Source organism: Pseudomonas sp. DC1.2 (genome assembly GCF_034351645.1).
Taxonomy (GTDB): Bacteria; Pseudomonadota; Gammaproteobacteria; order Pseudomonadales; family Pseudomonadaceae; genus Aquipseudomonas.
This window is the reverse complement of sequence record NZ_CP133782.1, coordinates 4,740,991-4,753,834: the sequence shown is the minus strand read 5'-3', so window position 1 is coordinate 4,753,834 and position 12,844 is coordinate 4,740,991. Positions and strand designations below refer to the sequence as shown.

Sequence of the window (12,844 nt, the reverse complement as noted above, 5' to 3'; positions counted from 1 at the left end):
TTTCGCTATTTCTTGCGCGCAAGACACGAGGCACAGCATGCAAATCAAACTCGCCAACCCCCGTGGCTTTTGCGCCGGTGTGGACCGGGCGATCGAAATCGTCAACCGTGCCTTGGAAGTCTTTGGGCCGCCGATTTACGTGCGTCACGAGGTGGTGCATAACAAATTCGTCGTCGAAGACCTGCGCGCCCGAGGGGCGATCTTTGTCGAAGAGCTGGATCAGGTGCCGGACGACGTCATTGTGATCTTCAGCGCCCACGGGGTTTCCCAGGCCGTGCGCACCGAAGCTGCCGGCCGAGGCCTGAAAGTGTTCGACGCCACCTGCCCGTTGGTGACCAAGGTGCATATCGAAGTGGCGCGCTACAGCCGTGACGGTCGCGAGTGCATCCTGATTGGCCATGCCGGTCATCCTGAAGTCGAAGGCACCATGGGCCAATACGATGGCAGCAATGGTGGTGCGATTTACCTGGTTGAGGACGAAAAGGACGTGGCCGCGTTGACGGTGCATAACCCTGAAAAACTGGCGTTCGTCACCCAGACAACGCTGTCCATGGACGATACCAGCCGCGTCATCGACGCCCTGCGCCTGCGCTTTCCGGCGATTGGTGGTCCGCGCAAGGACGACATCTGCTACGCCACACAAAATCGTCAGGACGCGGTCAAGCAGCTGGCCGATGAATGCGATGTGGTGCTGGTGGTGGGCAGCCCGAACAGCTCCAACTCCAACCGCTTGCGTGAACTGGCCGAACGCATGGCCACGCCTGCCTATCTGATCGACGGTGCCGAAGACCTGCAGCAGAGCTGGTTCGATGGCGTCGAGCGCATCGGCATCACGGCGGGTGCTTCCGCCCCGGAAGTGCTGGTGCGTGGGGTTATTCAGCAATTGCAGGCGTGGGGCGCTACCGGTGCTGATGAGCTGGCCGGCCGTGAAGAGAACATCACGTTCTCGATGCCTAAAGAGTTACGTGTCCGTTCTCTGCTCTGACGCTTCACCTGCTGCGCACAATGCGTGCTCGGTCAGGTCGCTGCGCAGGCTGACGCGACCGGTCCGGGACAACACTATCTGGTGCTGACTGATCGGTTCGCGGTCGGCGCAGATGTGCAGCGTTCCCGCTTGAAACGCACCGCTGGGTAACAGGGGCTCGCCTTGGTTGCTGAATCGCACAAAATGTTTAACCGGCCGATTCCCGACAATCGACACCCGATGATTGCTCTGACGTTCGATGAGCAGCGGGTTGCTGCTGTCTTCGTGCCCCTTGCCGTTTTTATCCAGAATAATCCGCCAGCCCTGGCCCCAGTCGTCGTTGATGCCGTGAATGACGATGGTCTGGTTGCGTGCGATGGCTTCGGTGCGTGCATTGCGCATGCCGCTGGCAATCGACTGCGCAGCCTGCTCGCGATGAGTAGAGTCGATAAGGGGTTTAAACGCCGGGCTGACCAGCAGCAAAACAGTGCCGGCAATTGCCAGCCCCGTGAGCAGTTCTATCAGGCTGAAACCTTGTGCTGACATGACATTTTCCTTCCTGGAATGTGTCGGCTCACGCGATCCTGGCGCGAGTAATGGCAAAACAACCTTACAACAGTCGGCCGAATGTTCTAGCGTGTAGGTCAGGTATAGCCGACGGCAGCGGAGCGCACCGATGGATCATCGTTCAAAAGGTTTCACGCTGATCGAGGTATCGATCACGTTAGCGATCATGGTTATTCTTCTGACGTTGGCAGTGCCAGCTTTTACCAGTTCGGTGCAGGGCTCTCGGGCGGACACGGAAATGAGCGATCTGCAGCGCGGGCTCAATTACGCTCGACTGGAGGCCATTGATCGCGGGATTACCACCCGTATCCGGCCGACTGCCGGCGGCAGTGTCTGGACCGGGGAGTTGTCGGTCTACGACAGTACTGGCAATACGGCCAATATATTGCGGGTTGTTCCTGCGATGAGCAGTGGTGCGACTCTCACGCTAACCTCAGGAGTGACCACCATCGATTTCAACAATCTGGGTGGATTGTCGTCGCCGTCCACGGCGGTGGTTATCAACTATGTGCTGGGAGCACAGAGCCGGACGCTGAGTGTTTGCCTCAACGGACGAATCGTATTGGGTGGAAATTGCGGATGATGCGAAGGGGCAAGCGTACACAGGAGGGCATGACGCTGATCGAGGTCTTGGTCGCGTTGGTGATTCTGACCGTAGGGCTGCTGGGCGCAGCGGCGATCCAGCTTAAAGCGTTGAAATACACCGACAGTTCGCTGATGACCAGTCAGGCGAGCTTTATCGCCTACGACATGATGGATCGCATCCGCGCCAACTCCGGTGCCGACTACACCGTCACGCCACCGACTGCTGGCAACCTGAGCGTCGCCCGTGATCAGGACCTCTATGATTTCACCACCAACATCGTCAGCTTCGGCGGCGCCACGGCGACGGGCACCATTACCCTGAGTCAGCGGGTTTATACCATCACCATCACCTGGAATGACTCTCGGGCGGCGAGTGCAAACGGCACCCTGCGTAATTTCGTGTTGACCAGCCGTGCCACGGTGGACCCGGTGACCGGCTCATGAAAAATCGATCCAGTGGTTTTGGTCTTATCGAACTGATGGTCGCGCTGACGTTGAGTCTGATCGTGATTCTCGGTGTGGTGCAAATCTTCATTTCGGCAAAAAATACCTTCGTCAGTCAAAACGCTTCTGCGGCGATGCAGGAAGATGCGCGTTTTGTGCTGAGCAAAATGATTCAGGAAATTCGCGGCGTCGGCATGTTCGGTTGTCTGGGAACGGTGACTGATGCCAGTTCGGCGGGGGACTTCAATGCGGCCAAACTCACGCCGATCAGTTGGGACAACGCCAACCTCAAACTTACCCTGGTGACGACTGATGTCGGGGGCAATGGCGGGGTACCGACGTGGACCGTGGTGTCGGACTGCCGAAACAGTGCCACCGCGTATACCGGCGCCCAGGCGCCAGCCTCCGGGCAAGTAGCTTTCCCGATTCGCCGACTGGTTTATAGCTTCAGCAATAACCAACTGTTGATGGGCACCGGCAGCGGGACGCCAACCCAAGCCGTGCTGGTGAATAACGTCAGTGCATTCAGCGTGACTTTCGGCATGGCCGTCAGTACGACCGATGTCGCGGCGTCCAGCTACAGCGCCAACCCGTCTGATCCTTCGCTGATTCGCAGTGTCCGTCTAACCTTGACCCTGAACGATCCGAAGAAGGGCGTGCGCAATCAAATCTTTAATGTGGTTGCCGCTTTGCGCAACCGGCTGCAGTAGGTAATGACTGGATGAGGATGCCCACAAAAATGGCCAGTACCCAGCGCGGCATGGCGTTGCTGGTCAGTCTGGTGTTCCTGCTATTGCTGACGCTGATCGGTATTTCATCGATGCAGAACGCGACCCTCCAGGAAAAAATGGCCGGTAGCGTGACCTTCCGTAATCAATCGTTTCAACTGGCCGAGGCGACCTTGCGCATCGGTGAAAGCGCAGTTCAGGTATCGACCTATACGCTGGCGGTGTGTGCAACCCCCGCTAAGTGCGCCCCCCCGGCGGAGTCCTCGACCGTTGCTGGCGCCGGGCTCAACTCCGCGTCAGGGGTCACCTGGATCGCCGCCGGCAGCGGTTTTTACGGCGTACAGAACATCGGCACTACGCTGACCGCCGTCAATGTTCCGAGCAACACCTCCGCGACGCTGTATCGGGTCACGGCCGTGGGCATCGTCGGCAACAACATTCGCAGTGTGGTGGAGAGCATCTATGCCAAATATTGACGCCCGCGGTGGCTGGCGCCGACGCTGGATGCAGAGGCTGTTAGGCGCGCTGTTGAGTCTGTATCTGGCGGCACCGGCCTTCGCGTTCACCCCCTCGGACTCACCGCTGTTGAGCGCCGCAGCGGTGCCGCCCAACGTGATGTTGCTGATCGATGACTCGGGGAGCATGAACACCATCATCTACGCGGCCGGCTTCGATCCGACCGTGACCGGGCGCACGCCTGCGCAGCAGTGCAATACTTTTTTCGGGCTCTGCTTCAGCGGCTCTGCCCTAGTCGGCGATACGATTTTCCTGTCCAGTCTCCCAACCTCGGGTTGTTCCAGCGGCTACTACGCGTTCTACAACAACAGCCTGACCCCGCAATGCCTGAAACTGCCCGACCCCGTTGGCAACGGCAACACTCGGTATACCGGTGACTACCTGTCGTACCTGAGTGGGCTGGCGAATGGCAGCAACCGCGACTTCACCACAGGCTCGATTCCCTCGGATTACCGCATCAACGTAGCGCGTACAGTGTCGGCAGCCTTGGTCACCAGCAACCGTAACCTGCGCTTCGGTCTTTCAACCTTCAATCCACCGACCAACAACAGCCCCGCCAACGGCGGATACATTGCGCGTTCCATCAGCGATCTGGCGGTCGTTACGGGTAGCGTGACCCAGGCCCAGGCTGATGCCAATTACAACGCTCTAATCAACTCTATCAATGGCCTGAGTGCGATCGCCAACACGCCATTGGCCGAAACCTACTACGAAATTACACGTTACATGCGAGGCATGACGCCTTACTACAACTCGACACCGACGACCTACACCAGCCCGATCCAGTACCGCTGTCAGAAAAACTACGGCGTGGTGGTTTCTGATGGTTTGCCGACCTACGACCGCACGTTCCCGACCAATGATCCGTTGGGCGGGAGCCGGCTGCCTAACTGGGACGGTATCAACAACGACGGTAATAACCTGAATGGCGACAACGAGGGCGATACGCTTTATCTGGACGATATCGCCAAGTTTGCCTTCGACATCGACATGCGCTCGACCGGCACTGATGCCGCGGGCAAAAGTTGGGACGCGGCGGACTTTCCCAAACAGAACATGAACACCTACACGGTCGGTTTCACCTCTACCAATCAAATGATGCAAGATGCGGCGGCTTACGGCCAGGGGCTGTATTCCCAGGCTAACGACGCCGCCGGTCTGAATTCCGCATTGTCTTCAGCCCTGAGCAACATCACCTCCAAGGCAGGCTCGGGCGGTAGTGGTGCCTCCAGCGGCGCGACAGTGACCAGTGGCTCGAGCTACTACCAGACCAGTTACGACCCCAAGGACTGGCGCGGGACGATCAAGTCCTTCGGTTTCACCAGCAGCGGTTCGGTCAATACCGCGTCGGTGCTCTGGACCACCGACACGGCCATAGTGCCCGGAGCCGCGGCACCGACCTATCAGTCCTGGAACACCTTGACCAATGCCGCGATCACTCTGGCCTATAGCAACTTTTCCCCGACCCAGCAGACCTCTCTGGGTCAGAATTTGCCTACCGGTATCGTCGGCAACGACCTGGTGGAGTGGAGCAAAGGCACCAACAAGACCGGTCTGAAAGTGCGCACGGTATTGCTTGGCGACATCATCAACTCGCCGCTGGCAGTGGCATCGCCAACGGTGCAAACAGCTTCGGACCTGGTGGGCGACAGCACTTACACCGCTTATCTGGCGACTAAAGCGGCCAACATGAACGCCAGTCTGGTGGTGAACGCCAATGATGGCTTTCTCAATGTCATCAGCGCAGCCAACGGTGCCCGGCTTTATGCCTACATGCCTTCGAGTGTGCTGCCGTCGTTGCACTACATCGCCGATCCCAACTACGTCAATGGCGTGAGCCACAAATTTCTGGTTGATGGTCAGGTCGGGGTATACGACACGCAACTGAACAGCGCCTGGAAAACGGTGGCGCTGGGTGGGGTCGGGGCGGGAGGCAAGACGTTTTATGCGGTTCAATTGTTCGATGCGTCAGCTGGGAACGCCTTCAAGGCCTTGTGGGAAATCAGTGCTCCAGCCACTGCGAGTACGGCGAACGCTTTCAATGATCTGGGTTATGCCTACGCCCGTCCGGAAGTGGCACGCTTGGCCGACGGTCGTTGGGCTGCATTCATTTCCAACGGTTATGGCAGTAACTCTGGGGTAGCAGCGTTGTACGTGGTGGATATTCGCGATGGTTCGCTGATCAAGAAAATCGTTATCGACACCACAGAAACCACCAATGGCCTGTCCTCCGTGAAACTCACCGTCAACTCGCAGAACGTAGTGCAGGCAGCCTACGGTGGCGACCTGAAAGGACGTCTGTGGAAATTCGACCTGAGCGGAGCGACTACCGATACTTGGGGGGTCGCGTTTTCCGGTACACCACTGTTTACAGCTCCCGGAGGCGCGACTCAGCCGATCACCGCGCAACCCTTGCTGGCGGATAACTCTCTTGGTGGCAAAGAAGTGTTTTTTGGCACCGGTAAATTCAACGAGACGGCCGACAAGACCACCAAGGACTTGCAGGGCTTCTATGCGGTATGGGACGCCGTTGGCGGCTCTGGTCAGATCACCGTGTCCAATTTACAGGCCCAGGCGATTACCGGAGTCTTCACCGGCACCGCCGGCGGGCAGTTCATAACGACCACCCAGAATACGACGACGTACCCTGCACAGAAGGGATGGTTTCTTCCGCTGGTGTACAACAACGTGCTGACCGGTGAGCGCGTCATCAATCAGGCCGCCCTGGTGCTTGGTCGGATCGTGTTCACCACCGCCAGTGTAGACACCACGGACCCGTGCGCCAGCTTCGGCACTGGCAAACTGATCGAGCTGGATGCCTTCAGCGGTAAGATGCTCAACTATGCCGTTCTCGACACCAACGGTGATGGCGTGGTCGATAGCAACGATACGATTTCCAGCGGGGTCATTTTCACCGGCGGTATTCCGACCCTGAACGCGATCATCAACGGTGCTTCCCGCAAGATCGTAAACGACTCCAGTGGCACCATCACCAGCCTGGTGGAAAAATCCGGCGGCGGTAGCCGTCGCATCATGTGGCGACAAATACAGTGAGCGAGAGTTGAGGCATGCGCAGATCAAACCGAGGTTTTACCCTGATAGAAATGATGATTGTGGTTGCGATCATCGGGATCGTCGTCACCATCACTTACCCGAGCCTCACCGAGTACGTGAAAAAGGGCCGTCGCGCCGACATTGTCGGGCTGCTTTCCGATCAGGCGCAGATTCTTGAGCGGTTTTATTCGAAGAATAACGTTTATACCAACGTCACAGGCCTGAGCGCCGGTAACGACTATTACACGATTACTCCGACCATCACCGATCAGACCTTTCTGGTGACGGCGGTGCGTAAGGCCGGTACGAGCATGTCCAATGACAAATGCGGGGATTTCACCATTACCAATACCGGGGTCAGAGGCATGCTGAACGCGACGGCGGGGTTGGTCACAAAAGATTGCTGGGGTCGCTGAGCTTCATTTTCGGGCGCTTTTTACGCCCTCTGTCTATTTAACTGTTGGATCAGAACATGACCAGGCAACAGCAAGTGGTGATTGTCGGCGGCGGAGTGATCGGTCTGCTAACGGCATTCAATCTCGCGTCCGAGGTGCAGAGCGTTGTGCTGCTGGATCGTTCTAACGTCGGTCAGGAGTCATCCTGGGCGGGTGGCGGTATCGTTTCGCCGCTTTACCCTTGGCGCTATGGCCCGGCTGTCACTGCGCTGGCTCACTGGTCCCAGGATTTTTACCCACAACTGGCTGAGCGTCTTTTCGCCGTCACCGGTGTCGATCCCGAGGTACACACCACCGGGTTGTACTGGCTGGATCTTGACGATGAGGCCGAGGCATTGGCCTGGGCCAAACAGGAAAATCGCCCGCTACGTGGGGTCGATATCTCGGCGGTGCATGATGCCGTGCCGGTGTTGGGCGCCGGTTTTTCACGGGCGATCTACATGGCCGATGTGGCCAATGTGCGTAACCCGCGCCTGGTGAAATCGCTTAAGGCCGCTTTGCTGGCACTGCCGAATGTGACGATTCACGAGCAGTGTGAAGTCAGCGGATTTATTCGCGAAGGCACCACGGTGGTTGGAGTAAATACTTCGGCTGGCGTTATTCGTGGGGGGCAGGTGGTGCTGACGGCGGGAGCCTGGAGCGGTGACTTGCTCAAGACTCTGGACCTGGACCTGCCGGTCGAACCGGTCAAAGGTCAGATGATTCTCTACAAGTGTGAAGCGGACTTCCTGCCGAGCATGGTGTTGGCCAAGGGGCGTTACGCGATTCCGCGGCGTGACGGTCACATTCTGGTTGGCAGCACGTTGGAGCACGAAGGTTTTGACAAGACGCCCACCGACTCGGCGCTAAAAAGTCTGAAGGCTTCGGCGGTGGAGTTGCTTCCGGCATTGGCGCATGCGCAGGTGGTGGGGCATTGGGCCGGGCTGCGGCCAGGTTCGCCAGAGGGAATTCCCTATATTGGACGGGTGCCGGGTTTTGACGGGTTGTGGCTCAACTGCGGGCATTACCGTAATGGGTTGGTGCTGGCGCCTGCGTCGTGCCAGTTGTTTTCTGATGTTCTGCTGGGTCGTGAGCCGATAATCGATCCAGCGCCTTACGCGCCGGCTGGGCGGATCTAGCTGGGGAATTTTGACGGCCTGTCAGATGGCGATCGCGAGCGTGCTCGCGATGGGGAGTCAATCCAGGCCCAGTTTTTTGAGCCTGTAGCGCATCGACCGAAACGATAAATTCAACCGCTGCGCCGCCGCCGTGCGGTTCCAGCGGGTTTCCTCCAGGGCCTGGAGGATGAGTTTGCGCTCAATGTTTTCCAGATAGTCTTCAAGGCTGTCGATCCGTGTCAGGTCCGTTGCACCGACATCGGCGGCGCAGTTACCTTCGGCCAGACGCAAGTCCCCCGCCTCAATCTGTTGGTTCTCACATAAGGTATGAGCCCGTTCGAGCATGTTTTCCAACTCCCTGACATTGCCAGGGAAACGGTAGCTTTTGAGCGCTTCAAGGGCTAGCGGATGCAGTTTTGCCGGAGGGTGCCCCGTGCCGACGGCGAGGCGCTTGAGCACATTACTGGCCAGGGACTCTATATCGTCTCGGCGCTCGCGCAACGGCGCAACCCGCAGCTCAATGACGTTGAGGCGGTAGTACAAATCCTGGCGAAAGCGTTCGGCGGCAACCTCGGCCTCAAGGTCTTTATGGGTCGCGCAGAGAATACGCACATCCACCACGACTTCCTGTTGCCCGCCGACGCAGCGAACTGCTTTCTCCTGAATCGCTCGCAGCAGTTTGACCTGCATCGCCAGCGGCAAATCAGCCACTTCATCAAGGAACAGCGTGCCACCCTGAGCGGCCTGGAACAGTCCGGGTTTGTCTTCGTAGGCGCCGCTGAAGCTGCCTTTGCGATGGCCAAAAAACTCGCTTTCCATCAACTCTGACGGTATCGCCCCGCAATTGACCGGGACGAAGGGCCGGCTGGCGCGAGGGCCCTGTTCGTGAATCAGTCGGGCCACCAGCTCCTTACCGCTGCCGGATTCGCCGCTGATGTACACCGGAGCCTGACTACGGGACAGTTTGTCGATTTGTTTACGCAGACTGCGCATGGGCAGCGAGTCGCCGAGTAATCGACGGTCGATGGCGCTACTGGCGCCACCCGGAGCTGACAGGCGCAGGGCGCTGGTGACCAGCTCTCGCAGGCGAGTCAGGTCCACCGGTTTGGTCAGAAAGTCGAAGGCTCCGGCCTTTAGCGCATTGATGGCGGTTTCCAGGCTGCCGTAGGCGGTGATCATTGCTACGGGCACGTGGGGGTAGCGTTGCTGGATGTGCTGCACCAACTCCAGGCCGGTGCCATCGGGCAGGCGCATGTCGGTCAGGCACAAGTCGAAAGCCTCCCTGGCTAGTAACGCCTGGGCTTCGCCGAGGTTTCGGGCACTGAGGGTGTCAAGCTTCATCCGTCCCAGGGTGATTTCCAGGAGTTCGCGGATATCCGGTTCGTCATCGACGATCAGGATTTTTTGCCGAGGGCTCATGTTCAACTTTGTTTCCGTCCGTGCGCAAAAGTGATGCGGAAGCAGCCGCCATCTTGGCGTGGTTTGAAGTCTAGGCGGGCCTGGTTGCTTTCGCACAGCTCACGGGACAGATAAAGTCCCAGGCCTGTGCCTTGGCTGCTGGTGGTGAAGAACGGTTCAAACAAATGAACCTGCTGGTCCGGCGCCACACCGGGGCCGTTGTCTAGCACTTCAAGGACTGGCAGCAGGCTGTTGGGGTCGATAAATAACTCAAGCCAGACCTCGGCGGGGCCCGCGCTCATCGCGCCATGACGCCAGGCATTGCGCAACAAATTATCGAGAATCTGCGTCAACTGGTTCGGGTCCATCAAAGTTGTGATGTTTCCCGAGCCGATGTTCAGGTGAATGTGCTGACCCTCTCGGGCTTGCTCACGGGCCTGGGTGACGAACTGCTCCAGCCACGGTGGCAGATCCAGCCGTTGCGGCGTTGTTTGCTGGCGGCGGGACAGTTGCAGGACGTTTTCGATCACACGGTTCATTCGCTGGGAGTGGTCTTGAACAATTTGGCTTAAGCGTCGATCGGCGCTGGTCAGTTCCTCGGACTCATACAGCAACTGAGCGGCATGGCTGATGGCGCCCAGTGGGTTGCGTATCTCATGGGCGATACTGGCAGTGAGACGCCCGAGGGCAACAAGTTTCAGTTGTTGGGCTTGTTGAGTGACCTGCGCCAAGTCTTCGAGAAAGACCAGCGTTTGGTGGCGCGGGCCCTGGTCGAGCGAAATGAAGCTCGGTTGCAGTTCCAGTCCCGAGCCCGCGATTTTCAAGGTTTGCGGGCGCAAGGTCGGATTGCTGAACCACAATTGCAGACGATCAACCAAGGCCGGCGAATAGTCATCGATTATTTCGCCGTCGAGACGGTCCTGGCCAAGCAAGGTCAGGGCGCTGTGGTTGGCCAGTCGTACTCGTCGCTGGTCATCGAGCACCAGGATGCCGGTACGCATGCGTTGCAAGATCAGCGCATTGAGCACTTCCAGCCCGAGCACTTCGCTGGCTCGCTGCTCGGCAAGGTGCTCGCTGACTTCCAGGCGCCGGATCAACCCCTGCACCAGTAACGCGGCGGCGAAGCACAGCGCGCCTAGGGTGCCGGCTTGCAGGTAGTCGTTGGGGCTGATGGGGCGACTGAAACTCAGGAGGAAGCTCAAGCCGACGATGCCCAGTGCGGCGACTGCGGCAATAAGCAGGCCGATCCTTCCGCGCAACAGGGTGTTGCCGATGGCCACCGACACGATCAGCAAATTGCCAACGGCACTGGCGGCACCGCCCGCCGCATAGAACAAGCCACTGAGCAGCAACACATCGGTCAGGGCGAGGCTGAACAGTTGCACTGGGCGCCGGATGTTCTCCATGAACACCACCAGCAGGATATTCAACACCAGGTAGAACCAACTGCCATTGCGCAGCAAATTGCCATTGGAGAACGTCAGCAACTGGTTGTCCATGTTGCTGGAGATCAGTAGCACCAGCGTGATGCCGATGCTTAAGCGGTAAAGATGGTAGAGGCGCAGCAGTCGCTGTGCCTGTTTGCTGGCGACGCTATTGGAATCAGCGATCACGGGTGCCCGGGCCTTGCTCAAGGTGAGCCTGGCTGCAATACCACTGTTGTTGAAGGCTGAGCGCCCGGTCGCGGGGCAGGTGTACACCGCAGTGGGCGCAACGAACCATGGGGGCTGCTTCCAGTTCTGCGGAGGGACGGCTGGCAGACGCCGAGCCCTTGAATTTTCGCCAAAACCATACCGCAGCGGCAATCAGGACGATCCAGAACACTAAACGAAGCATGGTGAGCTGCTTTTTGACGAGTGAGCTGGCAGTTTATCCAAGGACATGACCAGCGCACAGCGTAATAAGCGTGCGCCCTAAAAAATGGCCATAAAAAAGGGAGACTCGAGAGTCTCCCTTTTTGCATGAGTTGCGGTATCAGTCGAACACGCCGAAGGTCATGTAGCTGAACCAGGAACGGTCGCTGTTGTTGCCTTCCGCTTCGTGCTGCTCTTCTTCGACGGCATCGCCGTTGCCATCTTTAGGCTTGAGATCGCTGGGAATCGCGTCCTTGGCGTCCTGGAACTGCTTCTGCACGTCTTGGTTGGCGCGGGTTTCGCCCGGCGGCAGCGGCGGACGGGATTCGATCATGCCCAAGGTGACCTTGCTCAACCACGAACGGTTATCAGCTTCGGCGACCGATGGCTTGAACTGACCGTCCACCAGGCTTGGGTGGTTCGGGAAGTTGAGCTTCAGGGTTTCGAGGCTGGTGTTAGCCAGTTCGTCCAGGTGCAGGCGCTGATAGGACTCCACCATCACCGCCAGGCCGTCACCGACCGATGGGGTTTCCTGGAAGTTCTCCACGACATAACGACCGCGGTTCGCGGCGGCGACATACGCCTGACGGGTCAAATAGTAGTCGGCGACGTGGATCTCGTAGGACGCCAGCAGGTTGCGCAAATAAATCATGCGCTGCTTGGCGTCCGGCGAGTAGCGGCTGTTGGGGTAGCGGCTGGTGAGCTGTGCGAACTCGTTGTATGAGTCGCGGGCAGCGCCCGGGTCACGCTTGGTCATGTCCAGCGGCAGGAAGCGCGCCAGCAGGCCAACGTCCTGGTCGAAAGAGGTCAGGCCCTTGAGGTAGTACGCGTAATCCACGTTCGGATGCTGCGGATGCAAACGAATGAAACGCTCAGCGGCAGACTTTGCAGCCTCAGGCTCGGCGTTCTTGTAGTTGGCGTAGATGAGCTCGAGTTGAGCCTGATCGGCGTACCGGCCGAATGGATAACGCGACTCCAGAGCCTTCAGCTTCGCTGTGGCGCTGGTGTAGCTGTTATTGTCCAGATCGGTCTGAGCCTGCTGGTACAGCTCAACTTCGCTCAGGTTTTCGTCTACGACTTCCTTCGATGAGCAAGCAGCGGTCAATGCGAGGATGGCGATCAGCAGCAGGTGTTTCACTTGCATGGCGGCTTGCGTCCCTATGACGGCCGCTGTCTTGGGCGG

The 12,844-nt window shown here is 58.5% G+C and carries 13 protein-coding genes; 8 read left to right on the top strand and 5 right to left on the bottom strand.

Going from position 1 to position 12,844, the window contains the following annotated elements; translation table 11 throughout:
* The first annotated feature begins 37 nt into the window (after positions 1 to 37).
* The gene (gene ispH, locus RHM68_RS21515) at positions 38 to 985 is read left to right on the top strand and encodes a 4-hydroxy-3-methylbut-2-enyl diphosphate reductase (protein WP_322218964.1); all 948 of its coding nucleotides are present in this window, start codon (positions 38 to 40) and stop codon (positions 983 to 985) included.
* Here ispH and RHM68_RS21510 read toward each other — a convergent pair.
* Positions 962 to 1,510 carry a GspH/FimT family pseudopilin gene (locus tag RHM68_RS21510; protein ID WP_322218962.1) on the bottom strand — a complete coding sequence of 183 codons (549 nt, stop codon included), beginning with the start codon at positions 1,508 to 1,510 and terminating at the stop codon, positions 962 to 964. The two genes, ispH and RHM68_RS21510, sit on opposite strands and share 24 nt — an antisense overlap.
* Positions 1,511 to 1,640: 130 nt before the next feature.
* On the opposite strand from RHM68_RS21510, the gene RHM68_RS21505 reads away from it, so the two are divergent.
* From RHM68_RS21505 to thiO, 7 genes are read left to right on the top strand one after another with little or no spacing between them, the layout of a single operon-like run.
* The gene (locus RHM68_RS21505; RefSeq protein ID WP_322218960.1) at positions 1,641 to 2,114 is read left to right on the top strand and encodes a GspH/FimT family pseudopilin; all 474 of its coding nucleotides are present in this window, start codon (positions 1,641 to 1,643) and stop codon (positions 2,112 to 2,114) included.
* Positions 2,114 to 2,560, top strand: a complete 447-nt coding sequence (pilV, locus tag RHM68_RS21500) for a type IV pilus modification protein PilV (protein WP_322223902.1) — start codon at positions 2,114 to 2,116, stop codon at positions 2,558 to 2,560. The genes RHM68_RS21505 and pilV overlap by 1 nt, the downstream gene beginning before the upstream one ends.
* Positions 2,557 to 3,270 (top strand): PilW family protein, encoded by a 714-nt coding sequence (locus RHM68_RS21495; protein WP_322218958.1) that lies wholly within the window; start codon positions 2,557 to 2,559, stop codon positions 3,268 to 3,270. Before pilV ends, RHM68_RS21495 begins: the two co-directional genes overlap by 4 nt.
* A gap of 29 nt (positions 3,271 to 3,299) precedes the next feature.
* Complete coding sequence (locus RHM68_RS21490) at positions 3,300 to 3,764, top strand: pilus assembly PilX family protein (protein WP_322218956.1); 465 nt, start codon at positions 3,300 to 3,302, stop codon at positions 3,762 to 3,764.
* Positions 3,751 to 6,858 carry a pilus assembly protein gene (locus tag RHM68_RS21485; RefSeq protein ID WP_322218954.1) on the top strand — a complete coding sequence of 1,036 codons (3,108 nt, stop codon included), beginning with the start codon at positions 3,751 to 3,753 and terminating at the stop codon, positions 6,856 to 6,858. The genes RHM68_RS21490 and RHM68_RS21485 overlap by 14 nt, the downstream gene beginning before the upstream one ends.
* A gap of 14 nt (positions 6,859 to 6,872) precedes the next feature.
* Positions 6,873 to 7,274: a type IV pilin protein gene (locus RHM68_RS21480; protein ID WP_322218952.1), complete on the top strand. Its 402-nt coding sequence runs from the start codon at positions 6,873 to 6,875 to the stop codon at positions 7,272 to 7,274.
* Between the two features lie 56 nt (positions 7,275 to 7,330).
* Positions 7,331 to 8,431 (top strand): glycine oxidase ThiO, encoded by a 1,101-nt coding sequence (gene thiO, locus RHM68_RS21475; RefSeq protein WP_322218950.1) that lies wholly within the window; start codon positions 7,331 to 7,333, stop codon positions 8,429 to 8,431.
* Between the two features lie 57 nt (positions 8,432 to 8,488).
* On the opposite strand, the gene RHM68_RS21470 is transcribed toward thiO, so the two are convergent.
* The 4 genes from RHM68_RS21470 to RHM68_RS21455 all read right to left on the bottom strand — a co-directional run bounded on the left by RHM68_RS21470 (position 8,489) and on the right by RHM68_RS21455 (position 12,805).
* Positions 8,489 to 9,829, bottom strand: coding sequence for a sigma-54 dependent transcriptional regulator (locus tag RHM68_RS21470; RefSeq protein WP_322218949.1), 1,341 nt, complete (start codon positions 9,827 to 9,829; stop codon positions 8,489 to 8,491).
* Positions 9,830 to 9,831: 2 nt separating this feature from the next.
* Positions 9,832 to 11,442 (bottom strand): sensor histidine kinase, encoded by a 1,611-nt coding sequence (locus RHM68_RS21465; protein WP_416195210.1) that lies wholly within the window; start codon positions 11,440 to 11,442, stop codon positions 9,832 to 9,834.
* Positions 11,411 to 11,644: a PP0621 family protein gene (locus tag RHM68_RS21460; protein ID WP_322218946.1), complete on the bottom strand. Its 234-nt coding sequence runs from the start codon at positions 11,642 to 11,644 to the stop codon at positions 11,411 to 11,413. The genes RHM68_RS21465 and RHM68_RS21460 overlap by 32 nt, the downstream gene beginning before the upstream one ends.
* Positions 11,645 to 11,782: 138 nt before the next feature.
* A complete protein-coding gene (locus RHM68_RS21455; RefSeq protein ID WP_322218944.1) occupies positions 11,783 to 12,805 on the bottom strand; it encodes an outer membrane protein assembly factor BamD in 1,023 nt (340 codons plus the stop codon).
* Positions 12,806 to 12,844: the final 39 nt, after the last annotated feature.